Raw genomic sequence first — 23,503 nt, 5'->3', positions numbered from 1 at the left:
GGGCCACGCCCGGCAACATGTTATGGTGCGCGCCCGTATTGCTGACTGTTTTCAACGCCATGCTTGCGACTTCCCGAACGTTACGCCTGACGCTGTATACCCTGCTGATCGTCGCCGGTGCGGTTCTGGCTGCCACCTTTGCCATCCGCCACGCCGAGCGCCAGGCGCTGGAAGAAGACGCCGCCCGCGCCAGTCAGCAATTGGCGTTGTACGCCAACTCCCTGCACACGCTGATCGAACGCTACCGCGCCCTGCCTGCCGTCTTGGCGCTGGACCCGCAACTACGCGCCGCGCTAAACGGTGAAGTGAGCCCCGAAGAGCAGCTTGCATTGAATCGCAAACTGGAGAAAATCAACGGCGCCGCGCAGTCCTCGACCCTGGAACTGCTCGACCGTACCGGCCTCGCCGTGGCCGCCAGCAACTGGCGCCTGCCCAGCAGTTACGTCGGCCACAATTACGGTTTTCGCCCCTACTTCAGCCAGACCCGCACTCAGGGCACCGGGCGTTTTTATGCGGTGGGCGTGACCAGCGGCATTCCCGGTTACTTCCTGTCCAGCGCGGTGACCAGCGACAGTGGCGAGTTCCTCGGCGCCATGGTGGTCAAACTCGAATTCCCGGAACTGGAGCGCGAATGGCGCCAGGGCAGCGACACGTTGCTGGTCAGCGATGCGCGCGGGATCATCTTCATCGCCAACCAGCCGGGCTGGCGTTATCGCCTGCTGCGGCCGCTGAGCGCCAGCGATCACACTGAGCTCAAGACCACCCGCCAATACGACAAACAACCGCTGACCCCACTTGAGTATCGTTCGGTGCGGCGCTTCGACGACAACAGTGATTTGACCCGGGTCAATGGCCCCGAGGGGACGGCGGATTACCTCTGGGAATCCCTGCCGCTGGCCACCGAAGGCTGGACGCTGCACTTGCTGCGCCGCCCGCAGGTAGCCTTCGAAGACCTGCGCAACGCCGGGCTCGCGGCCGCCGGGGTGTGGCTGGCCGTGGTGTTTCTGTTGCTGTTCCTCAATCAGCGTTGGCGGCTGGCGAAATTGCGCCAGCGCAGCCGCGAAGAACTCGAACGACTGGTAGAAGAACGCACCCGCGATTTGCGCACCGCCCAGGACGGCTTGGTGCAATCGGCCAAACTCGCGGCACTAGGGCAAATGTCGGCGGCGCTGGCCCATGAAATCAACCAGCCACTGACCGCCCAGCGCATGCAACTGGCGACCTTGCGCCTGCTGCTCGATCATGGTCGGGTTGAAGACGCTTACAAGGCGCTGAAACCGGTGGACGATATGCTCACGCGCATGGCCGCGCTCACCGGCCACCTGAAAACCTTCGCCCGCAAAAGCCCCAGCGGCCTGCGTGAACGGCTGGACCTGGCGACGGTGGTCGATCAATCCTTGCAGTTGCTGGATACGCGCTTGCGGGACGAAAACGTCAGTCTCGTGCTGCACCTGACGCGCCCGGCCTGGGTGCGTGGCGATGCGATTCGCCTGGAACAGGTGCTGATCAACCTGCTGCGCAATGCCCTGGATGCGATGCACGACAAACCCTGCAAACGTCTGGAAATCCGCCTCGAAGCCGATGAACAATTGTGGCGCCTGACCGTCGCCGATAACGGTGGCGGCATTGCCGAAGAGCATCTGGCACAAGTCTTCGATCCGTTCTTCACCACTAAACCGGTGGGCGATGGCCTGGGTCTGGGGCTGGCCGTATCCTTCGCGATCGTTCACGAAGCGGGCGGACGCTTGAGTGCTGACAATGGCGAAAACGGCGCGGTATTCACCTTGACGCTGCCTATTGATCTGGAGGTCCCTGCCTGATGCTCAATTCGGTGATGGTGGTCGATGACGAAAGCAGCATCCGCAGCGCTGTCGAACAATGGCTGAGCCTGTCGGGGTTCGAGGTGCAGCTGTTCAGCCGCGCCGACGAATGCCTGGCGCAACTGCCCAGGCATTTCCCCGGAGTGATTCTCAGCGATGTGCGCATGCCCGGCATGACGGGGCTGGAGCTGTTGGCTGAAGTCCAGCGCCGCGATGCCGATTTGCCGGTGATCCTGCTGACCGGTCACGGTGATGTGCCGATGGCCGTCGAAGCCATGCGCGATGGTGCCTACGATTTCCTTGAGAAACCCTTCAGCCCGGAAGCCCTGATGAGCAGTCTGCGCCGGGCGCTGGACAAGCGTCGACTGGTGCTGGAAAACCGCGCGCTGCATGAGCAGGCGGACAATCGCGCCAAACTCGATGCCACGCTGCTGGGGGTGTCCCGTGGTTTGCAGACCCTGCGCCGCCAAGTGCTGGATTTGGCAATGCTGCCGGTCAATGTACTGATCCGTGGCGAAACCGGCAGCGGCAAGGAATTGGTTGCCCGTTGCCTGCACGACTTCGGTCCGCGCGCCGACAAAGCCTTCGTGGCGCTCAACTGCGCAGCGATTCCCGAGCAGTTGTTCGAGGCCGAATTGTTCGGCCATGAGAGCGGCGCGTTCACGGGCGCCCAGGGCAAACGCATCGGCAAGCTCGAGTACGCCGACGGGGGCACGTTGTTTCTCGATGAAATCGAAAGCATGCCGCTGGCCCAGCAAGTGAAACTGCTACGGGTATTGCAGGAGCAGAAGCTTGAGCGCCTGGGTTCCAACCAGAGCATCCACGTGGACTTGCGGATCATCGCCGCGACCAAACCCGATTTGCTGGATGAAGCCCGGGCCGGACGCTTTCGCGAGGATCTGGCCTATCGATTGAACGTCGCCGAGTTGCGTCTGCCACCATTGCGCGATCGGCGTGAAGACATTCCCCTGCTGTTCGAGTTCTTCGCCCAGAGTGCCGCCGAGCGTTTGGGTCGCACCTTTACGCCCTTGAGCGGGCCGCAACTGAGCCATCTGCTGAGCCACGACTGGCCGGGCAATGTGCGTGAACTGGCGAACGTCGCCGAGCGACAAGTGCTGGGCCTCGGCGAGCCGGAACCGGCGGGGATCGACCCCGGCCAGTCACTGGCGGCGCAGCAAGAAGCCTTCGAAGCCCATTGCCTGCGCGCGGCACTGACCCGGCATAAAGGTGATGTGAAAGCGGTGCTGGAAGAGCTGCAACTGCCGCGCCGTACCTTTAATGAAAAGATGCAGCGGCATGGGTTGACGCGCGAGATGTTTTTGCAGGACAGCTGACTGATCGTTCCCACGCTCCGCGTGGGAATGCAGCCGGGACGCTCTGCGTCCCAAAAGCCCAACGCGGAGCGTCCGTTGAGGCATTCCCACGCGGAGCGTGGGAACGATCAATCGGCGGAAATCCGCTCATACTCACACATATCTTGAGCGACTATCCGCTCAACAAAACCGCCTACCCCCCTCTAAACCGGCCCTCCTCCCCTTGGCACAGCTCCTGCTATAGCTCCAGCAGGCTGCGTTTTAACGCGCTCCACAAAAACAATTAAACGAGGATCCTTCAATGGATAACTCCAACGCCCTGCCCCTTGGGTCGGCTGCCGCGCCGGCTAAAGAAAGAACCACCGCCAGCCGGATCAAATCGATCTTCAGCGGTTCTGTCGGCAACATGGTCGAGTGGTACGACTGGTACGTCTACGCCGCCTTCTCCCTGTACTTCGCCAAAACCTTCTTCCCCGCCGGTTCCTCCACCGCACAGCTGATGAACACCGCTGCGATCTTCGCCGTGGGCTTCCTGATGCGTCCGATCGGTGGCTGGCTGATGGGCCTCTACGCGGACCGCGCCGGTCGTAAACGTGCGTTGATGGCCTCGGTGTATCTGATGTGTTTCGGCTCGCTGCTGATCGCCTTGAGCCCCAATTATGAAACCATCGGTATCGGTGCGCCGATCCTGCTGGTGTTCGCTCGCCTGCTGCAGGGCTTGTCGGTTGGGGGTGAGTACGGCACCTCGGCGACGTATCTCAGCGAGATGGCGACCAAGGAGCGTCGCGGCTTCTATTCCAGCTTCCAGTACGTGACCCTGATCTCCGGCCAACTCATCGCCCTGGCGGTGCTGATTGTGCTGCAACAGACCCTGACCACCGAGCAACTCTACGCCTGGGGCTGGCGCATCCCGTTCGCCATCGGTGCGCTGTGTGCCGTGGTCGCGCTGTACCTGCGTCGTGGCATGGAAGAAACCGAGTCGTTCACCAAGAAAGAAAAAGCCAAGGAAAGCGCGATGCGCACCTTGCTGCGCCATCCGAAGGAACTGATGACCGTGGTCGGCCTGACCATGGGCGGCACCCTGGCGTTCTACACCTACACCACCTACATGCAGAAATACCTGGTGAACACCGTCGGCATGAGCATCACCGACTCCACCAGCATCTCGGCAGCCACGCTGTTTCTGTTCATGTGCCTGCAACCGATCGTTGGCGGGCTGTCGGATAAAGTCGGTCGCCGGCCGATCCTGATCGCCTTCGGTATCCTCGGGACGCTGTTCACCGTGCCGATCCTGACCACCCTGCACACGGTCCAGACCTGGTGGGGCGCATTCTTCCTGATCATGGCGGCGCTGATCATCGTCAGCGGCTACACCTCGATCAACGCGGTGGTCAAAGCCGAACTGTTTCCCACCGAGATCCGCGCACTGGGCGTCGGTTTGCCGTACGCGCTGACCGTGTCGATCTTCGGCGGTACTGCTGAATACATCGCGCTGTGGTTCAAGAGCATCGGCATGGAAACCGGTTACTACTGGTATGTCACGGCGTGCATCGCGGTGTCGTTGCTGGTGTACATCACCATGAAAGACACCCGCAAACATTCGCGGATCGAGACGGACTGACCATTACATTGATGGAGGCTGTTATGGCCTCTTCGCGGGCAAGCCCGCTCCCACATTCGACCGCATTTTCTTCTGAAAGAACTCGGTCAACCTGTGGGAGCGGGCTTGCTCGCGAAAGCGGTTTAACATTCAACAAGGATGCTGACCGATACACCGCTTTCGCGAGCAAGCCCGCTCCCACATTAGATCTCATCGCTGGAAATAACCCGCTCGTCCTTGCACTATGATCGATTCCGAATCAACGCCTCAGGAACCCGTTCATGCCCGACGATATCCATTTCTACGAACCCGCCAACGGCCACGGCCTGCCACATGACCCGTTCAATGCCATCGTCGGCCCGCGCCCTATCGGCTGGATTTCTTCCCAGGACGCCAACGGCTGCTTGAATCTGGCGCCCTACAGCTTTTTCAACGCCTTCAACTACATCCCGCCGATCATTGGGTTTTCCAGCGTCGGGCGTAAAGACAGCCTGAACAACATCGAGCAGACCGGCGAATTCGCCTGGAACCTGGCGACCCGGCCGCTGGCCGAGCAGATGAACCAGAGCTGCGCCATGGTCGGGCCGCAGGTCGATGAATTCGAACTGTCCGGGCTGACCACTGCGGCGTCGAAAATCATTCAGGTGCCACGGGTTGCCGAAAGCCCGGTGTCCTTTGAATGCAAAGTCACGCAGATCATTCAGTTGCAGCGCGCCAACAAGGAAGTGGTGCCGAGCTGGCTGATTCTCGGCGAAGTGGTCGCCGTGCACATCGCCAAATGGCTGTTGAAGGATGGGGTGTACGACACCGCCGCGGCAGAACCGATTCTGCGCGGCGGCGGGCCGGCGGATTACTTTCAGCTGGGGCCAGAGGCATTGTTCAAGATGTTCCGCCCGGGGGCGGTCAAGTAATTACCAGAGCAGGTCGGCGTCTTCTTTAACGTCTTTGAGGCGGGTCAGCTCTTTGGCTGCGGCCTCGTCGGCTTCATGAGCGGTCTTGAAGGTCTGGCCTTCCAGCACTTTGTGAAAAGTCGGGGCACCGGAACCGCCGAGGGCTTTGACGGCAATTGCGGCGTGGTAACCGCCCTCGCCCGGTACTACTGCTGAAACGGCTTCGAAGTGTTCAAAGGCTTTGCGTGCCATGTCGCGGATCCTGGCTAATGGAGAATTGCGCCATTAAACCCTCAACCGGCGAGTTTGTGTACCGCTGCCTCGGACTGGCCAAGGGCCTGGGCCGCCGAGACATCCTTGAAGGTATGAAAATCCAGGCTATTGACCACCAGTTCCTGCACCAGCTCGGCAAAAATCTGCATCGCCGGGCTGCCGAAGTAAGCGGTCATGGCCTGTTGGTTGATCCAGAAACCGGACACCAGCCACAGCTCCGGATCGCATTGCGAGTGCTGCAGGGCAAAGCTCAGGCAACCCGGCGCGTTGCGCGATGGCTCGATCAGGGCGCTCAGGCGCGCACCGAGTTCTGCCGAACGCCCGGCGCGGGCGCGAATGAAGGCCATATGACTGACGGGGATTTGCGTAGACATGTTCAACCCTCCCAGGTCATCCAGTGGCAGCCGGGAACGGGCTGCGACAGGATCCAAGATTAGGCGGCGCGTCGCAGCTGTCGTTAGTCGATTCCTGCCGACGCATTGCACAATCCTGCGAGACCTGGCTCAACACCTGTAACAACCGGTAAAACCCGTCACACCACTGTCACACGAGCTTTGTGTAGGCGCTGCCGAAGGCGGCGATCTTTTGACTTCTGTTTTCAAGATCTAGAGATCGCAGCCTTCGGCAGCGCCTACAGGGGAAGGTTTGCGTCAGCCGTTGCCCATCTGCGTCACGTCATGACGGGGCGGCACACGAAGCCCCGTGCAGAATCAGGCAAGCTTTTGGCAGGATGTGTCTACCGCTGTCCCTTGCACAAATTTAAGCTCAGCCCATTACCAACGCGTCACCGAGGATGCCCAGCATGTCGTCGCTCGATCACTTTCAAGCCCCGCTGGATGCCGACATGGAAAAACAGCGCGCGGAACTGGCCGCCCTCATCCGTCGTAACACGATGGAGGATGGCACGTATGCCACCGCCGTCGGTTCGCTGTTCATGTCGCGCCACAGTCAAAACCATGACTTCGCCCCGGTGCTGGCGCAACCGGCCCTGTGCATCATGGCCCAGGGGCGCAAGGAAGTGCGGCTGGCGGATGAATACTTCAATTACGACCCGCTGAATTACCTGGTGGTCTCGGTCTCGATGCCGTTGAGCGGGCGGGTGGTGAATGTCTCGCCAGAGGAACCGATCCTCGCCGTGCGGCTGGACATCGACCCCGCGGAAATCACCGCGCTGATTGCCGACGCCGGCCCCATCGGCGTCCCCACACGGCCTACTGGTCGCGGCCTGTATGTCGAGCAGATCGACACGGCAATGCTCGATGCCGTGTTGCGTCTGGCACGTTTGCTGGACACACCCAAAGACATCGCCATGCTGGCGCCGCTGATTCGTCGAGAGATTCTGTATCGGCTGTTGCGCAGCCCGCAGGGGCATCGGCTGTACGAGATTGCCATCGCCAACAGCCAGAGCCATCGCATCAGCCAGGCGATCAAATGGCTCAACGGCAATTATGAGCAACCGCTGCGCATCGATGATCTGGCGCGGGAAGTGAACCTGAGCGTGTCGACATTGCATCACCGGTTCAAGGCGATGACGGCGATGAGTCCCCTGCAATATCAGAAGCAGTTGCGCCTGCAAGAGGCGCGGCGGTTGATGCTGGCCGAAGGGCTGGAGGCTTCGGCGGCGGGTTATCGGGTGGGCTATGAAAGCCCTTCGCAGTTCAGCCGGGAATACAGCCGATTGTTCGGGGCGCCGCCGCTCCGGGATTTGGCGCGGTTGCGGTTGTCGGTTTGATCTGACGTTTTCGGTGTGGCTGATGGCCCCTTCGCGAGCAAGCCCGCTCCCACAAGGGATCTGCGGTGTTCACTTATTTTGTGTCCACCACAAATCCAATGTGGGAGCGGGCTTGCTCGCGAAGGGGCCGGCAAAGGCGACCCACCTCTAAAGTCAGGCGCTCAACACGCGGCAAGCCTCAGCCGGCAAGGTCACCGACACCGGATTGCCAATGCTCAACCCAACCCCCTGACACGGCGTACTCAATGCGGTAAACGACACCCCGGAACACTCGACGGTGGTTTCAATCGTCGCCCCGATATCCCGTACAAACGTCACCTTTCCGAGCAAGCGATTACCCGCCGTGGCCTGAGGTTGCGACAGTTGCAGGTCTTCCGGGCGAATCAGCATCTTCACCTTCTCCCCCACCACAATGCTGCTGCAGATTGGCACTTGCAGCGCATCGCCACCGGGCAAGCTGACCTTGCCGTTGCCCAGCGCCGTGGCCGGGAAAATGTTTCCCGAACCAATAAAATCCGCGACGAATTCATTGGCTGGATGCCGGTAGATTTCAATCGGCGAGCCCACCTGCTGCACCCGATGTTCCCCCAGCACCACCACGATGTCGGCCATGGTCATGGCTTCGCGCTGGTCGTGGGTGACCATGATGGTGGTGATGTTCAAACGTTGTTGCAGCTGACGGATTTCCACCTGCATCGATTCGCGCAGCTTGGCGTCCAGCGCCGACAGCGGTTCATCGAGCAGGAGGATTTTTGGCCGCGAAGCAATCGCCCGGGCAATCGCCACGCGCTGACGCTGACCGCCAGAGAGTTTCGCCACCGGGCGATCAATCATTTCCTGCAGCTGGATCAGCTCCAGCAACTCCACCACCCGCGCCTGTTGATCAGCCTTGCTGACCCCGCGCAGTTTCAACGGATAGGCGATGTTCTCCCCCACCGTCATGTGCGGAAACAGCGCCAGCGATTGAAACACCATGCCGAAATTACGCTGATGCGCCGGCGTATGGCCGATGTCTTCGCCGTCCAGGCGAATCTCGCCACCGGTCAGGGTTTCCAGCCCGGCGATCATCCGCAGCAAGGTGGTTTTGCCGCAGCCCGAAGGGCCGAGGAAACACACCAGTTTGCCCTCGGGCAAATGCAGGTTCACATCCTTTACCGCGCAGGCCGAGCCGTAATGTTTCTCGACGTTTTCCAGAATCAGACCAGTCATGTTGCACCTCAAGAATCAGAACGAAACGCCGCCTTCGCCAACCAACTTTTCCAGCGCCCAAATGAGCACAAAGTCGATCAGCACGATCAGCACGGCAAACGAGAAAACGGTAGGGTCGAGCGAAGACACGGTGCGGCTGTACATCCAGATCGGCACGGTCATGACGTCGATGGTGTAGAGAAAATAGGTCACGGTGAATTCGTTGAACGAGACGATGAACGCCAGCAACATGCCCGCCAGAATCCCCGACTTCATCAGCGGCACCACCACATCGACAATCGCCCGAGTCGGTGAAGCGCCGAGCATTTGCGCGGCCTCTTCGACTTCGCTGCCGATGGAAAGCATCGCCGCGGTGCAGTTTTTCACCACGAACGGCAGCGCCAGAATCACGTGGGCAATCACCAGCCGCGAGGTGGTGATGTGGAACGGCAGGCTGTCGAACACCAGCAGCAAGGCCAGGCCCAACACCACCATCGGGAACACCAGTGGCAGCGACATCAATTGCAGCGCCACGGCCTTGCCGCGGAACTCGCAACGGGTCAGGGCATAGGCTGCCGGCACCGCGATAATCGTGGCGAAAACCATGGTCAGGCAGGCCACCATCAGGCTGGTGGTCATGGCTTTGCCGAGGCTCAGCACATCGCTGGCGTCCGGCGACACGAAGGTGTTCCAGGCGGCTTTGTACCATTGCAGGCTGTAGCTGCTGGGCGGGAAATCGAGGTTCGATGCACCGCTGAACGACATGACGATCATGGTCAAAATCGGCAGCACCGCCAGCAGCAAAATGAAGCCCGACAGGATGCCGGCAAACTTGCCGGTATCACCTGGCAGCAGCGAATGGCGCTTCTTGATCAGGGTGCTCATTGGGAAGCCTCCAGCATGCGCCGACGACGGCCAGTGATGTATTCGGACAAGGTCATGATCGCCAGGGTGGTAACGATCAGCACCACACCGGCGGCAGAGGCGGCGGGCCAGTTCATCAGCGGGGCGATCTGGTCATGCACCATCACCGCCAGCATCGGCACGCGCCGACCACCAAGCAGCAACGGCACCACGAAGCTGCTGGCGTTGTAGGCAAACACCAGCGTCGCGCCGGTGATGATCCCCGGCAAACTCATCGGCAACACCACCTGGCGAAACACCTGCAAGCGACTGGCGCCGAGGGTGGCGGCAGCTTCTTCGTAAGTGCGGGCGACACCGCGCATGGCGCTGGCAATCGGCAGCACGGCCAACGGGAACGCAGTTTGCACCAGGCCCATCAACACGCCGTTCTGGTTGTACAGCAGCATGATCGGCCGCTTGATCAGGCCCAGGCCCATCAGCGCCTGATTGAGCATGCCGCCGGGGCCGAGAATCACCAGCCAGCCGTAGCTTTGCAGCAGCAGGTTGACCAGCAATGGCAGCAGCACCGCCGCGAGGAAGATCCGCCGCACAAACGGTGAGGTCAGCCGCGACATGGTGTAGGCCACCGGGATCGCCAGCAGCACCGCAATCACCGCGCTGATCAGCGCCAGGCGCAACGTCAGCAGCAACGACTTGAGGTAATAGGGTTCCAGCAATTGGGCGTAACTGGCCAGGCTGAAGCCGGACCACTCCGCGCCTTTGGTGCCGACGCTCATGCGCAGTACCAAGAGGCTGGCGGCAATCAGCACGCCGAGAAACAGCATCGACGGCGAGAGAAAAAGCCAGGCGCGCGCCGTCGGTGAGACACCCCGGTTGACGCGCACGGGTGCGGCGCTTACCGGATGGGTCAGAGGTTGGTGTTCCATAGCAAGGGTCTCGTCAATGGAAAGCAGCTGAGCGAACACAAGACTTGAAACCACGTTGAACCCTGTGGGAGCGGGCTTGCTCGCGAAGAGGCCGTGTCAGTCGACATCAATGTTGAATGTCACACCGCATTCGCGAGCAAGCCCGCTCCCACATTGGATTTGTGGTGTCCCAGAAGGCTTGCGTAAGCCACTCGATCAGGAAGAAAAGATTTCCGTGTAACGACGAATCCATTGGTCATGCACGGTGGCCAGGAAGGCGTTGTCGTGCATGATCGCCTTCTCGGCAATCTGCTCCGGCGTGAGGATGTACGGGCTCTTGCGCGCTTCGGCGGAGATGATCGCCTTGGCGTTGACCGGGCCGTTGTAGATGTCTTCGGCCATCTTGCCCTGCACCAGCGGGTCCAGAGAGTGGTTGATGAAGGCGTAGGCCAGGTCGGTATCGCCCGGACGATTCTTCGGCATCACCGACAGCATCAGGTCGGTGTAGAAGCCTTCCTTCATGCCGAACGTGGCGCCCAGACCGTAGGCCGGATCGCGAATCTGTTTCGGGAAGAACGCCGGCGCGTACAGGCCGCCCATGTCCAGGGAACCGGTGCGGAACAGCTCGGCGATCTGGTTCGGGTTTTCGCCCAGGGTCACGACGCGGTCTTTCAGCTCGGCGAGTTTCTTGAAGCCTGGCTCGATGTTGTGTTCGTCACCACCGGCCAGTTTGGCGGCGATGATGATCAGGTCCATGGCCTCGGTCCAGTTCGGCGGCGGCAGGAAGATGTTCGGTGACAGCTCCGCGTCCCACAGGGCGGCGTAGCTGTCCGGCGCTTCTTTGATGGTGCGGGTGCTGTAGACCAGGCTGTTGCACCACAGCAGGTAGCCGATGCCGTGACCGTTGGCGCCGGTGCGGTATTGCTCCGGCACGTCGATCAGGTTGGGGATGCGGTTGAGATCGGGTTTTTCCAGTAGGTTGGCGGCGGCCAGACCTTCGGCGCCAACACCGGCCAGCGTGATGATGTCGTACTGCGGACGATCACCGCCGGCCTTGAGTTTGGCGACCATTTCCGAGGTGCTGCCGGTGCGGTCTGCGATGACCTTGCAGCCGTATTTGGCTTCGAAGGTCGCGGCGATATTGCGCAGTGCCGCAAGGCCGGTGTCATCGGACCAGGTCAGCAAGCGCAGGGTCTTGCCCTGGAAGCGTGTGTCGCTGGCATTGGCCTTGATGAACGGCATGCTCATGGCCGCCGCAGCCACGGACGCCACGCCCACGGTTTTGATGAATTGACGTCTGTTCAGATCGTGCTCGCCCATAAAGGACTCCCTTTGTTTTTTTAAGTATGAGGTTGGTCGCAACCGTTGCATCCGCGCGGCCAGATCAGCTTGCAGTCCCCGGTTTCAAAGGACTTGAGCTTGACCTGCGGGTTCATCCTGAGGTCGTGCAAAACACCTGACTATCGATAAAAACTCATTGAAGCCATGACGCTGGCGCATGCCTCGTGATGAGGCATGCACGGCCTTTTTTTGTGCCTTCAGACGGCCCGAATCACGTGTTTGATTTCCTGGAAAGCCTGCAAACCCCACGGCCCCAATTCGCGGCCGATGCTGCTCTGTTTGTAGCCACCCCAGGCGGTCTGCGGGAAGATCACTTGCGGCGCGTTGATCCACACAAGCCCCGCCTGCAAAGCGTTGGCGACCCGATCGGCCGCTTCGGCGTCGCGCGTGACCACGCTGGCCACCAGGCCAAACTGGCTGTCGTTGGCCAGGGCAATGGCCTCGGCTTCAGAGTTGAAACTGCGCACGCAAATCACCGGGCCGAAAATCTCTTCGCACCACAGCGCACTGTCGAGGGGCACGTCGATGAAAAGGGTCGGCTGCAAAAAATAGCCGCGAGGCAGGTCCGCCGGGCGATTACCGCCGCAGATCAGCTTTGCCCCGGCACTCAAACCACGGTCGATGTGGCCCAGCACGCGTTGGTATTGCGCCTGATTGACCAGTGCGCCCATTTCCACATTCGGGTCGAACGGGTCGGCCACGCGAATGGCTTCGGCGCGCGCCTTCAATCGCGCTACAAATTCTTCCGCCAGCTCATCGGCAACCAGCACGCGGCTGGTGGCGGAACACATCTGCCCGGCGTTGAAGAAACCACCGCCACAGGCCACTTCCACGGCCAGTTCGATGTCGGCATCGGCGAGTACCAGCAGCGAAGATTTGCCGCCCAATTCCAGGCTCACGCCTTTCACCGTTTCTGCCGCTCGCTGCATCACTTGCACGCCCACCGCGTTACTGCCGGTGAAGGAAATCTTGGCGATGCGCGGATCAGCCGACAGCGGCGCGCCGACGGCCAGGCCGGTGCCGCAGACCAGATTGAACACACCGTTTGGCAGACCGGCTTCGGCAATGATCGTCGCCAGTTCCAGCTCCGGCAGCGGCGTCACTTCCGACGGTTTAAGCACCACGCAGCAACCGGCGGCCAGGGCCGGGGCAAGTTTCCAGGCGGTGGTGACCATGGGGAAATTCCACGGCACGATCAGCCCCACCACACCGCACGGTTCGCGGCGCAAACGGGCGCTGAAATCATCGCTCGGCAACGCCACGGCGCTGTCTTGCTTCGCGTCCAGGCCTTCGGCCAGCTCGGCGTAATACTCGAAGGTGGCAATCACGTCGTCGACATCGATGGCCGATTCGAACAACGGTTTGCCGTTGTTGCTCGACTGCAATTTCATCAACTGCTCGCGACCGGCCTGCACGCCCGTGGCGATTCTGCGCAGGATCGCCCCGCGCTCGGCGCCGGTGGTTTTCGACCATGTTTTGAACGCATGGGTCGCGGCTGTGACCGCTTGATCGACAGCCTGTGCATCGCCACCATTAACGGTGGTCAACAGGGCTTCGGTCGCCGGGTTGATCACACGCAAGTGTTCGTGGCCGGCGGCCCATTGGCCGTTGATGTACAGGCCATCCAAAGTAGTTGGAAAACTCATTGCGACACCGCCTTCATCCACTGGGTCTGATCAATTTCAATCAGGGTCGGGCCCTGGCGATCGGTGGCAAGGCGCAACGCATCACGCAATCCATCAACACTGCTGACCGCCTCGGCCGCACAGCCCAGGGCCTTGGCCACTCCAATGAAATCCGGGGTGTAGATGTCCACGCCCACCGGTTCGATGGCGCGATTGACCATGTATTTCTTGATCTCTTCGTAGCCTTGGTTATTCCATAGCAGGACGATCACCGGGGTGCGTGCTTCCACCGCGCTGGCCAATTCCGGCAGGGTGAATTGCAGGCCACCGTCGCCGATCAGGCACACCACCGGAGGGCGTGCGCCGCCTTCGACGCGGCCACCAAGCCAGGCACCAATCGCTGCTGGCAAGGCGTAACCGAGGGTGCCGTAACCGGTGGACGAGTTGAACCAGCGACGCGGGCGCTCCGGGTTGAAGGTCAGGTTGCCGGTGTACACCGGTTGGGTCGAATCGCCGACGAATACCGCGTTCGGCAATTCATGCAAAACAGTTTCCAGGAAGCGAGTCTGGGCCAGCGTCGGGGCGTCCCAGGATGCGGCCAATTCATCGCGCAAACGCGCGGCACGCACCTGGCCCCAATCGTTGCGACGCTCGGCCAGTGACTTGTGGGACAGCGCACTCAGCAAGGCCTGAGCGGCATTGCGCGAGTCGGCCACCAACGCGACTTTCGGCGGGTAATTACGCACAGTCTGGTCGGGGTCGATGTCCACGCGCAGCAGCACGCCAGGAATTTCGAAGCCGCCGGCGAAGGTGATGTCGTAATCGGTTTCGGCCAGTTCGGTGCCGATGGCCAGCACCACGTCGGCCTCAGCGACCAGCGCGCGAGTGGCTACCAGGCTTTGGGTCGAACCGATCAGCAGCGGGTGGCGGGATTCGAGCATGCCCTTGGCATTGATGGTCAGGGCCACTGGCGCGTCCAGCAGTTCGGCCAGTTCGGTCAATTCGGCCGCGGCATCGATGGCGCCGCCACCGGCGAGAATCAACGGGCGCTTGGCACCGGCCAGCAAGTCGGTCATGCGGCTGATCGCGCTGGGTGAAGCGCCGGCGCGGTCGATGTTCACCGGCACGCTGGCGAGCAAGTCATCGGCCTCTTCGACCAATACGTCCAACGGGATTTCGATGTGTACCGGGCGCGGACGGCCAGCCTGGAACAGCGCGAAGGCGCGGGCCAATACGCCCGGCAATTCAGCCGCCGACATCAAGGTGTGGGAGAACGCTGCCACGCCGCCGACCAGTGCGCTTTGGTTCGGCAGCTCATGCAGCTTGCCGCGACCGCCGCCCAATTGGCTGCGCGATTGCACGCTGGAAATCACCAGCATCGGGATCGAGTCGGCGTAAGCCTGGCCCATGGCGGTGGTGATGTTGGTCATGCCAGGGCCGGTGATAATGAAGCACACGCCCGGTTTGCCGCTGGTGCGCGCATAACCGTCGGCCATGAAGCCGGCGCCCTGTTCGTGACGCGGAGTGACGTGGTTGATGCTCGAACGGGCCAGCCCGCGATACAGCTCCACGGTGTGAACCCCGGGAATGCCGAACACCTGCTCGACCCCGTAATCTTCGAGTAACTTGACCAATACTTCGCCGCACGTCGCCATGTCTTTGCCCTTTTTGTTCGTTTGAGACGCCGGGCCTGCGCAGTGTTTATGATGGGTTGGCAGGTCCAGGGATGGCCTCATTGGAACGGGCGACACGTAGCCGCAACAATGGATAAAAAGTCATACTAGCCATGTCCTCACGTCATACCTTGGATCCCAATGAAACGATTGCCTCCCCTGCCGGCGCTGCACACTTTTCTGATCACCGCGCAGTGCTGCAACTTCACCCGGGCCGCCGAACAACTGCACATCACCCAAGGTGCGGTGAGCCGGCAGATCGCCGGGCTGGAAGATCATCTGGGTTATGAGCTGTTCATTCGCCAGGCGCGGGGCTTGAGCCTGACCGCCGAAGGACGGGAATGGCTGCCACGGGTGCAGCAGATTTTCGGCCTGATCGACGAGGCGGTGGAGCAGATCGGCGAGAGGCGCGAAACCCTGCAACTGAAAGCCCCGACCTGCGTGATGCGCTGGCTGTTGCCACGCCTGTTGCAGTGGCAAAAGGAGCGCCCGGATGTACCGGTGGAATTGACCACCACGGTGAAACACGGCGTGGATTTTCATCGCGAGCAGTTCGATGCGGCGGTGATGTATGGCCCGCCGCCGGACAACTCCCTGGCCTCCCAGCATCTGTTCGATGAGCAACTGACGCCCGTGTGTTCCCGACCGATGCTTGAAGGGCCGATGGCCTTGCAGACACCGGCCGATCTGCAACAGCACTTGTTGCTGCACCCCACCCGCGATGAACGGGATTGGAACGCCTGGCTGAAAGCCGCGGATATTCGGCTGAGCAATGTCGGCAAGGGGCAGCATTTCGAAACCCTGGACCTGGCGATGTCGATGGCGTCTCAGGGGACGGGGGTGGCGATTGGCGATTGGTCGTTGATCGGCGATGACCTGAGTGCCGGACGGCTGGTCATGCCCTTTGACTTGAAGGTGAAAACCGGGTTGGCGTATTACCTGGTGTTCCCCGAGAAACCGGCGCCTTCGCCGAAGTTGCGCGAATTGATGGGGTGGTTGGTGGAGCAGGCATCTGCACGATGATCGTTCCCACGCTCCGCGTGGGAACGCAGCCCGGGACGCTCCGCGTCCCTTCCAAAGCCGAACGCAGAGCGTCCGTTGAGGCATTCCCACGCAGAGCGTGGGAATGATCAGGCACTCAATACCCGACAGTAAACCGCTGGCGGGAATACTTCAGCGTTTGCACTTCATCGAGCAGCGCAATGGCGAAGTCTGCAAAGGTAATCCAGCTGCGGCCCTCTGCACTCACCAGCAAGTCATCCTTGCCGATTCGAAACGTACCCGTGCGCTCACCTTCGACAAACTCTGCCGACGGCGACAGGAAGGTCCAATCCAGGCCCTGCTCCTTACGCAGGGTATTCAGGAACTCGGCACCGGCGCTGGCCTCGGCCTTGTACTCCGGCGGAAAGCCTTCGCTGTCGATCACCCGGGTGCCACCCGGCAGCAACAGCGAACCGGCACCGCCCACCACCAGCAAACGCTTGACCCCGGCTTTTTTCACCGGCTCGATGACAGCGCTGGCGGGAATGGTGGAGAAATGCGCAGCGCTGATCACCGCATCATGTCCGGTGACGGCGGCTTGCAATGCAGCAGCGTCGAGTACGTCGACATTTTTGCTCACGACACCGGCTCGCGGGGCGATTTTCGAGGTGTCGCGGGCGATGGCGGTGACGCTGTGACCGCGACGCAGGGCTTCTTCCAACAGTTGGCTACCGGCACGACCGGTGGCACCGATGATTGCGATGTTGCTCATGACGTTTCTCCAGTTGGCGTGGGTGAACAGGTACTTTGATCGTTCCCACGCTCTGCGTGGGAACGCCTCAACGGACGCTCCGCGTTCGGCTTTTGGTGGGACGCGGAGCGTCCCGGGCTGCATTCCCACGCAGAGCGTGGGAACGATCATCTCAGCGGATTACCACTTCATCTCGCCCTTGGCGACTTTGGCGCTCAGCTCGAGTGAGCTTTCTTCGCCCAGGGTCGGGTAGCGTTTTTTCATCGCGGCGATCAGTTCGGCAGCGTCTTTTGCCTTGGCGGTTTCTTCGTCGAAAGCCTTGATGTAATCGGCGGTGAACTGCACCGCCGCCAGAGAGCGAGCGCTCTCACCGAGGTAGTGACCTGGCACGATGGTGTTTGGCTTCAGCGCTTCAATCGCCTGCAGCGTCGTCAGCCAATCGGCATGGGATTGCGGGGTCTGGGTGTCAGCCATCCACACGTGAATGTTTTCGGCGACGACCACGCCACCCACCACAGCCTTGATCGACGGAATCCACACAAAGCTGCGATCCGGTTGCTTGCCGTCCAGGCCGATCACCTGCAATTTCTGCCCTTCCAGCATCAGGCTGTCGCCCTTGAGCACCTGCGGCACGATGGTTTTGTTCGGCACGTCAGCGCCCATTTTCGGGCCCCAGAACGCCAGTTTGCCGTCGACGGTTTTTTTGATGTGATCAACAGTCGGTTGCGATGCCAGCACTTTGGCTTTCGGGAACGCCTGGGTCACGGTATCGAGGCCGAAGTAGTAATCCGGGTCACCGTGGCTGATGTAGATGGTGGTCAGTTGTTTGCCGCTGGCGCGGATTTTTTCCACCACTTGTTCGGCCTGGGCTTTGCCGAATTGCGCGTCCACCAGAATCGCTTCCTTCTCACCGCTGACCAGTACCGAGGTCACCGGGAAGATCGCGTTGGTGCCTGGGTTGTAAACGTCCAGCGTCAGGGTGGACGCCGCCGCGGCATGGGCCGCGAAGCCGAGCGTGGCGGTTGCCAGAAGAATGCGTTTGATTGAAGTGAAGCCGATCATCTGTTGCTCCGTTGTCCGAATGCCGTGCTTGGCGATGGGACAGAGCTTAGTTGCCTGGTTCGATACAAAAAATGCGATGCTTGAACATAGTTTGTTTCTGAAAGCGGGCAAATCATGGATCGTCTACAAGCAATGCGGGTGTTCGTCACGGTGGTGGACCTGGGCAGCCAATCGGCCGCCGCGGATCACCTGGACCTGTCACGGCCGGTGGTTTCCCGGTATCTGGCGGAGCTGGAAGATTGGGTCGGCGCGCGCCTGATGCACCGCACCACGCGCAAATTGAGCCTGACCACCGCCGGCAGCGAGATCCTGCCGCGCTGCCGGCAGATGCTCGAGTTGTCCACCGACATGCAAGCCGCCGTCAGCGAGCCGGACGACGCACCACGCGGCTCGCTGCGCATCAGCGTCAGCACCTCGTTCGGCCAGGCCCAACTGGCGGACGCCATGGCGGCTTACGTCAAACGTTACCCCGGCGTCAGCATCGATATGCAAATGCTCGACCGCACGGTGAACCTGGTGGATGAACGCATCGACCTGGCCATTCGCACCAGCAACGACCTGGACCCGAACCTGATCGCCCGACGCCTGACGGTCTGCCGCTCGGTGATCTGCGCCTCCCCCGCTTACCTGCGCGAACACCCGACGCCGCAACGGGTCGAGGACCTGAGCCTGCACAACTGCCTGACCCACTCCTACTTCGGCAAAAGCCTCTGGCATTTCGAACAGGACGGCGAGCCCGTCTCGGTGCCGGTACAGGGCAACATCAGCGCCAACGAAGCCAGCACGCTGTTGCGCGCGACGATGGCCGGAGCTGGCGTGGTGATGCTGCCCAGTTACCTGGCCGGCGTGCATATCCACAGCGGCGAACTGATCCGCCTGTTGCCCCAGGCCGAGCCCCGGCAGCTGAATATCTATGCGGTGTATGCCTCACGCAAACACATGCCGGCGGCGTTGCGCAGCATGCTGGATTTTTTGGTGCTCAGATTTCCCGAAGAACCTGAATGGGATCTAGGCCTGTAACCGGATCAATGGAGGGATTGCTTTCCCCTTCAACACACAGACCCCCTGTGGGAGCGGGCTTGCTCGCGAAAGCGGTGGATCAGTCGACATCATTGTTGAATGTCACACCGCATTCGCGAGCAAGCCCGCTCCCACAAGGGGGCATCAATGTTCTGAATATCGCGTTAAACGCGAGGGCCGCTTTGCTGGCAACTCACCCGCGCTGACCTATGCTCAAAGCAGTACCGAAAGGTATTCGTTCAGAGGTCAACGCCATGAACATAAAAACAAGAAGATACCTCGCCATTTTCATCACTTGCGCGGCGACACTGGCGCTGTATGGCACAGCCGCCTGGCGTGTCGAGCAGTTGCGACAACAGCCCCGTGACTTTGCGAGCTGCAACTTCGAGCGCTGCATTCCCCACAACGCGACCCTCAACGCCCTCCGGTAAGGAAGGGGTTTCAGGCCTCGTTGTCCTGATCGGCATGGTCCTGATCGGCCTTCAAGCGGTCGCGAAAGGCTTTGGGCGAAATCCCCACGCGACGCCTGAACAGGCGTGTGAAGTTGGTCGGATCGGAAAACCCCAACACGTCGGACATTTCATAAATGGTCATGCTGGTGTAGGTCAGCAAGCGCTTGGCTTCCAGCAATTGACGCTCATGCATGATCTGCAACGCCGGTTGCCCCGCCAGTTCACGGCACGTGCCGTTGAGGTGGGACACGGAAATCCCCAGCCGATGAGCCAGGTCCTCGACCTTGACGTGCTGGCGATAGGTTTCTTCCACCAGCTGAATAAAGCCGTTGAGGTATTCCCGAGCCCGCTGCGGACGCTGGGTGGCGGTTTGGCGCTGAATCACCTGGCGGCTGATCCACACCATAATCACGCTGACCAGCGAATGCATGAGCATTTCCCGCGCCGGTTGATGGCCGGTGTACTCGCTTTGCAGCGCTGAAAACAGGCTGTTGAGGTACTCGCTGTCCTTGCCCGCCGGGTAGCTTTCGGCCTGTGCCAGAGCGTTCACCGAATTGCCCAGTTGTGCTTGCAGGTGGGCGATCAGCGGCGCGGCCAGCGTGACGACGAAACCTTCGACGTCCTCGGAAAACCGATAACCATGCACCGATAACGGCGGCAGAATCAGGATGGCCGGCTCAGTCAATTGTGAGCGTTTGCCTTCGATCTCAAGCTCTGCCTGACCTTTGAAAACGAACAGTAACTGACACAAATCGGCATGGCGGTGGGGTTTGATTTCCCATTGATGTTCGCGGCTGCGTTTGGAAATGGTTTCACAGTGCAACAAGTCAGGGGTCGGCCAGTCCAGGCTTTCACCATAGAGTTTGAACACCGGAATCGATGGCAGGTCAGGCTTGTTCATCACTTCAATCCAGGCCTCGAGGGTAACGGGGCGATAATCGCACCGATTGGCAGAATGTACAGGTATCGGCTCAGTTTTCCCCTTCAATTGACAGACTCGCAAGTGAAAAATGCAAGTACTCGATCCATAAAAATCATTCGCCGGCCTTGGTCGTGTGGAGCTTGCGAGTCATAAAAACAATGAAAACACTGAAAACCCAAGTCGCGATCATCGGTGCCGGCCCCTCTGGCTTGCTACTCGGCCAATTGCTGCATAACGCCGGCATCGACACCTTGATCCTCGAACGCCAGACCCCGGACTACGTGCTCGGACGCATCCGCGCCGGTGTCCTCGAACAAGGCATGGTAGAGCTGTTGCGTCAGGCCGGAGTGGGTCAGCGCATGGATGCCGAAGGGCTGGTCCATACAGGCTTCGAACTGGCCCTCGACGGGCGCCGGGTACATATCGATTTGCAGGCGCTGACGGGCGGCAAAACCGTAACGATCTATGGCCAGACCGAGGTCACCCGCGACCTGATGGCCGCTCGTCGGGACGCCGGTGCACAGACGATCTACGAAGCCAGCAATGTCGTCCCCCACGGCATGAAAACCGCTGAACCCTTTGTCACCTTCGACAAGGACGGCGAAACGTATCGACTCGATTGTGACTACATCGCCGGTTGCGACGGTTTTCATGGCGTGGCGCGGCAGTCGATCCCTGCCGACAGCCTGAAGGTGTTCGAGCGGGTTTATCCGTTCGGCTGGCTGGGGATTCTCGCCGACACGCCGCCGGTGCACGAAGAGTTGGTCTACGCGCGGCATGAACGGGGTTTTGCGTTGTGCAGCATGCGTTCGCCGACACGTACCCGTTACTACCTCCAGGTACCGGCCCCGGACAAAGTCGAGGATTGGTCTGACCAACGCTTCTGGGATGAGCTCAAATCCCGTCTGCCAGCCGCCCTCGCCGACACGCTGGTGACCGGTCCGTCGATCGAAAAGAGCATCGCGCCGCTGCGCAGTTTCGTGGTCGAACCGATGCAGTACGGGCGGATGTTCCTGGTCGGTGACGCCGCCCACATCGTCCCGCCCACCGGCGCCAAGGGCCTGAACCTGGCGGCCAGCGATGTCAGTACGCTGTTCAATATTCTGCTGAAGGTTTACCGCGAAGGCCGTGTGGATTTGCTGGAGAAGTATTCCGAGGTTTGCTTGCGGCGGGTGTGGAAAGCCGAGCGGTTTTCCTGGTGGATGACCTCGATGTTGCATTGCTTCGACGAGCACGACGCGTTCAGTCAGCGCATCAGCGAATCGGAGCTGGCCTATTTCGTGGACTCCGAGGCGGGCCGAAAAACCATCGCCGAAAATTACGTTGGCCTTCCATACGAGGCTATCGAATAGCCTGCTACCGACTTACACTGGCGAGCATCCCGCTCGCCTTGCCTGCTGCGGGCCTATTACTGCCCGCAGGTTTTACCCGTGACCAATCTCAACCAGCCTGAAACGCCCAAACCGGCCATTCGCAGCGTGCTGATCGCCCTGATGCTGGCGATTTTTCTGGGCGCGCTGGACCAGACCATCGTCGCTGTATCGATGCCGGCCATCTCCGCGCAGTTCAAGGATGTCAGCCTGCTGGCCTGGGTGATTTCCGGGTACATGGTGGCGATGACCGTGGCGGTGCCGATCTACGGCAAACTCGGCGACCTGTATGGGCGCCGCAAGTTGATGCTGTTCGGCATGGGGGTGTTCACCCTGGCGTCGTTGTTCTGCGGCATGGCGCAGAGCATGGAGCAACTGGTGCTGGCGCGGATTCTTCAGGGCATCGGCGCCGGCGGGATGATTTCGGTGAGCCAGGCAATCATCGGCGACATCGTTCCACCGCGCGAACGCGGTCGCTATCAGGGTTACTTCAGCAGCATGTACGCGGTGGCTAGCGTGGCCGGCCCGGTTCTCGGTGGCTACATGACCGAATACCTGTCCTGGCGCTGGGTATTTCTGATCAACCTTCCATTGGGCCTGGGTGCCTTGTGGGTGGCCCACCGTACGCTGGTGGGTTTGCCCGTGCCGCAGCGCAAGCCGATCATCGATTACTTCGGCACATTGCTGATGATCATCGGCCTGACGGCGTTGTTGCTGGGCATTACTCAGGTCGGCCAAGGCCATTCGTGGCGCAGCGCCGAAGTATCGGCCTTGCTCGGTTGTGCGGTGGTGGTGCTGGCGCTGTTCGTCTGGCATGAACGGCGGGCGCGGGAACCGTTGCTGCCGATGCACTTGTTTGCCAACCGCAGTGCGATTTTTTGCTGGTGCACGATTTTCTTCACCAGTTTCCAGGCGATTTCCTTGATCGTGCTGACGCCGCTGCGCTTTCAGAGCGTCACCGGCGCCGGGGCTGACAGCGCCGCGCTGCACTTGTTGCCGCTGGCCATGGGTTTGCCGATAGGCGCGTACTTTGCCGGACGCCAGACCTCGGTGAGCGGTCGCTATAAACCGATGATCCTGACTGGCGCCCTGCTGATGCCGTTCTCGATTCTCGGCATGGCGTTCAGTGCGCCTCAGGCGTTTGTGCTGAGCAGTCTGTTCATGTTGCTCAGTGGTATCGCCAGCGGCATGCAGTTCCCCACATCGTTGGTGGGCACGCAAAACTCGGTGGAACAACGGGACATCGGCGTCGCCACCAGCACCACCAATCTGTTCCGCTCTCTGGGCGGCGCAATGGGTGTGGCGTTAATGTCGGCGCTGCTGCTGGCGTTGTTACAGGATTCGAATTTTGCGCACCTGGCCGGCTCGTCGCTGATGGCCGAGGGGAGTTCGGGGAATGTCTTGCTGGACGGTTTGAACGCCGCGCCGGGGGATGCGCAGGACGCCTTGCGCGCAGAGCTGCTGCTGACCTTCCGGCATTTGCTGATAGTCAGCGCGGCGGTGTCATTGCTGGGGCTTGCAGCGGCGATTGCCATGCCCAATAGAGTGTTGCGGGGGCGGGAGGACAAAGTTCGCTAACCCCTCCGACCGATCGTTCCCACGCTCTGCGTGGGAATGCAGCCCGGGACGCTCTGCGTCCCATTGGAACGCGGAGCGTCCCTTGAGGCATTCCCACGCAGAGCGTGGGAACGATCAATGTCTACCCTTCAAGGGCTGTAAGG

Annotated in this window: 20 protein-coding genes and 1 pseudogene; 10 read left to right on the top strand and 11 right to left on the bottom strand. The window is 60.9% G+C overall.

The features are described 5' to 3' along the window. Positions 1-59: 59 nt before the first annotated feature. The 4 genes from IB250_RS08940 (at position 60) to IB250_RS08925 (ending at position 5,644) form a co-directional block, all read left to right on the top strand. The gene (locus tag IB250_RS08940) at positions 60-1,820 is read left to right on the top strand and encodes a sensor histidine kinase (RefSeq protein WP_192343838.1); all 1,761 of its coding nucleotides are present in this window, start codon (positions 60-62) and stop codon (positions 1,818-1,820) included. Continuing rightward, on the top strand, positions 1,820-3,154 hold the full coding sequence (locus IB250_RS08935) for a sigma-54-dependent transcriptional regulator (protein WP_192343837.1): 1,335 nt from the start codon (positions 1,820-1,822) through the stop codon (positions 3,152-3,154). The genes IB250_RS08940 and IB250_RS08935 overlap by 1 nt, the downstream gene beginning before the upstream one ends. Before the next feature lie 280 nt (positions 3,155-3,434). Then, positions 3,435-4,754, top strand: a complete 1,320-nt coding sequence (locus IB250_RS08930) for an MFS transporter (protein ID WP_192343836.1) — start codon at positions 3,435-3,437, stop codon at positions 4,752-4,754. A 260-nt stretch (positions 4,755-5,014) separates the two neighbouring features. Beyond that, positions 5,015-5,644: a flavin reductase family protein gene (locus tag IB250_RS08925; RefSeq protein WP_123500694.1), complete on the top strand. Its 630-nt coding sequence runs from the start codon at positions 5,015-5,017 to the stop codon at positions 5,642-5,644. On the opposite strand, the gene IB250_RS08920 is transcribed toward IB250_RS08925, so the two are convergent. Together IB250_RS08920 and IB250_RS08915 are read right to left on the bottom strand one after the other, a co-directional pair. Continuing rightward, positions 5,645-5,875: a hypothetical protein gene (locus IB250_RS08920; RefSeq protein WP_008010028.1), complete on the bottom strand. Its 231-nt coding sequence runs from the start codon at positions 5,873-5,875 to the stop codon at positions 5,645-5,647. 41 nt (positions 5,876-5,916) lie between these two features. Then, positions 5,917-6,270, bottom strand: coding sequence for an antibiotic biosynthesis monooxygenase family protein (locus IB250_RS08915; RefSeq protein WP_192343835.1), 354 nt, complete (start codon positions 6,268-6,270; stop codon positions 5,917-5,919). A gap of 428 nt (positions 6,271-6,698) precedes the next feature. Here IB250_RS08915 and IB250_RS08910 point away from each other — a divergent pair, with 428 nt between their 5' ends. Further along, entirely contained in the window at positions 6,699-7,628 is a 930-nt protein-coding gene (locus IB250_RS08910; RefSeq protein ID WP_192343834.1) for an AraC family transcriptional regulator, read from the top strand. Between the two features lie 153 nt (positions 7,629-7,781). Here the strand turns inward: IB250_RS08910 and IB250_RS08905 are convergent, their stop codons facing one another. The 6 genes from IB250_RS08905 to IB250_RS08880 form a co-directional block, all read right to left on the bottom strand. Next, positions 7,782-8,837, bottom strand: a complete 1,056-nt coding sequence (locus IB250_RS08905) for an ABC transporter ATP-binding protein (RefSeq protein ID WP_008069588.1) — start codon at positions 8,835-8,837, stop codon at positions 7,782-7,784. 15 nt (positions 8,838-8,852) lie between these two features. After that, on the bottom strand, positions 8,853-9,701 hold the full coding sequence (locus tag IB250_RS08900; protein ID WP_095632222.1) for an ABC transporter permease: 849 nt from the start codon (positions 9,699-9,701) through the stop codon (positions 8,853-8,855). Next, positions 9,698-10,606 carry an ABC transporter permease gene (locus IB250_RS08895; RefSeq protein WP_008069586.1) on the bottom strand — a complete coding sequence of 303 codons (909 nt, stop codon included), beginning with the start codon at positions 10,604-10,606 and terminating at the stop codon, positions 9,698-9,700. The genes IB250_RS08900 and IB250_RS08895 overlap by 4 nt, the downstream gene beginning before the upstream one ends. Before the next feature lie 195 nt (positions 10,607-10,801). Then, a complete protein-coding gene (locus tag IB250_RS08890) occupies positions 10,802-11,905 on the bottom strand; it encodes an ABC transporter substrate-binding protein (RefSeq protein WP_008010017.1) in 1,104 nt (367 codons plus the stop codon). Positions 11,906-12,123: 218 nt separating this feature from the next. Further along, positions 12,124-13,572 (bottom strand): aldehyde dehydrogenase family protein, encoded by a 1,449-nt coding sequence (locus IB250_RS08885; protein WP_192343833.1) that lies wholly within the window; start codon positions 13,570-13,572, stop codon positions 12,124-12,126. Further along, on the bottom strand, positions 13,569-15,206 hold the full coding sequence (locus tag IB250_RS08880; RefSeq protein ID WP_192343832.1) for a 5-guanidino-2-oxopentanoate decarboxylase: 1,638 nt from the start codon (positions 15,204-15,206) through the stop codon (positions 13,569-13,571). The genes IB250_RS08885 and IB250_RS08880 overlap by 4 nt, the downstream gene beginning before the upstream one ends. A 159-nt stretch (positions 15,207-15,365) precedes the next feature. On the opposite strand from IB250_RS08880, the gene IB250_RS08875 reads away from it, so the two are divergent. Then, positions 15,366-16,247 carry a LysR substrate-binding domain-containing protein gene (locus IB250_RS08875; RefSeq protein ID WP_192343831.1) on the top strand — a complete coding sequence of 294 codons (882 nt, stop codon included), beginning with the start codon at positions 15,366-15,368 and terminating at the stop codon, positions 16,245-16,247. 115 nt (positions 16,248-16,362) lie between these two features. Here IB250_RS08875 and IB250_RS08870 read toward each other — a convergent pair whose 3' ends face one another. Continuing rightward, the gene (locus IB250_RS08870) at positions 16,363-16,977 is read right to left on the bottom strand and encodes an NAD(P)-dependent oxidoreductase (protein WP_192343830.1); all 615 of its coding nucleotides are present in this window, start codon (positions 16,975-16,977) and stop codon (positions 16,363-16,365) included. Between the two features lie 159 nt (positions 16,978-17,136). Then, on the bottom strand, positions 17,137-18,018 hold the full coding sequence (locus IB250_RS08865; protein ID WP_063341351.1) for an MBL fold metallo-hydrolase: 882 nt from the start codon (positions 18,016-18,018) through the stop codon (positions 17,137-17,139). A gap of 114 nt (positions 18,019-18,132) precedes the next feature. Between IB250_RS08865 and IB250_RS08860 the strand changes: the two genes are divergently transcribed. Both IB250_RS08860 and IB250_RS28905 read left to right on the top strand, forming a co-directional pair. Continuing rightward, the gene (locus IB250_RS08860) at positions 18,133-19,038 is read left to right on the top strand and encodes a LysR family transcriptional regulator (RefSeq protein ID WP_225603389.1); all 906 of its coding nucleotides are present in this window, start codon (positions 18,133-18,135) and stop codon (positions 19,036-19,038) included. Between the two features lie 8 nt (positions 19,039-19,046). Beyond that, positions 19,047-19,175 (top strand): annotated as a pseudogene (locus tag IB250_RS28905) (metal ABC transporter ATP-binding protein); the annotation flags it as partial. 304 nt (positions 19,176-19,479) lie between these two features. Here the strand turns inward: IB250_RS28905 and IB250_RS08855 are convergent. Further along, on the bottom strand, positions 19,480-20,391 hold the full coding sequence (locus IB250_RS08855; protein WP_008069566.1) for a helix-turn-helix domain-containing protein: 912 nt from the start codon (positions 20,389-20,391) through the stop codon (positions 19,480-19,482). A 188-nt stretch (positions 20,392-20,579) separates the two neighbouring features. Here IB250_RS08855 and pobA point away from each other — a divergent pair, with 188 nt between their 5' ends. Further along, on the top strand, positions 20,580-21,764 hold the full coding sequence (pobA, locus tag IB250_RS08850) for a 4-hydroxybenzoate 3-monooxygenase (protein ID WP_412548338.1): 1,185 nt from the start codon (positions 20,580-20,582) through the stop codon (positions 21,762-21,764). Between the two features lie 78 nt (positions 21,765-21,842). After that, the gene (locus IB250_RS08845) at positions 21,843-23,360 is read left to right on the top strand and encodes an MDR family MFS transporter (RefSeq protein WP_192343828.1); all 1,518 of its coding nucleotides are present in this window, start codon (positions 21,843-21,845) and stop codon (positions 23,358-23,360) included. The last annotated feature ends 143 nt before the right edge of the window (positions 23,361-23,503 follow it).

Source organism: Pseudomonas sp. PDM09 (assembly GCF_014852305.1).
Taxonomy (GTDB): Bacteria; Pseudomonadota; Gammaproteobacteria; order Pseudomonadales; family Pseudomonadaceae; genus Aquipseudomonas.
This window is presented reverse-complemented; position numbering and strand designations above follow the sequence as displayed.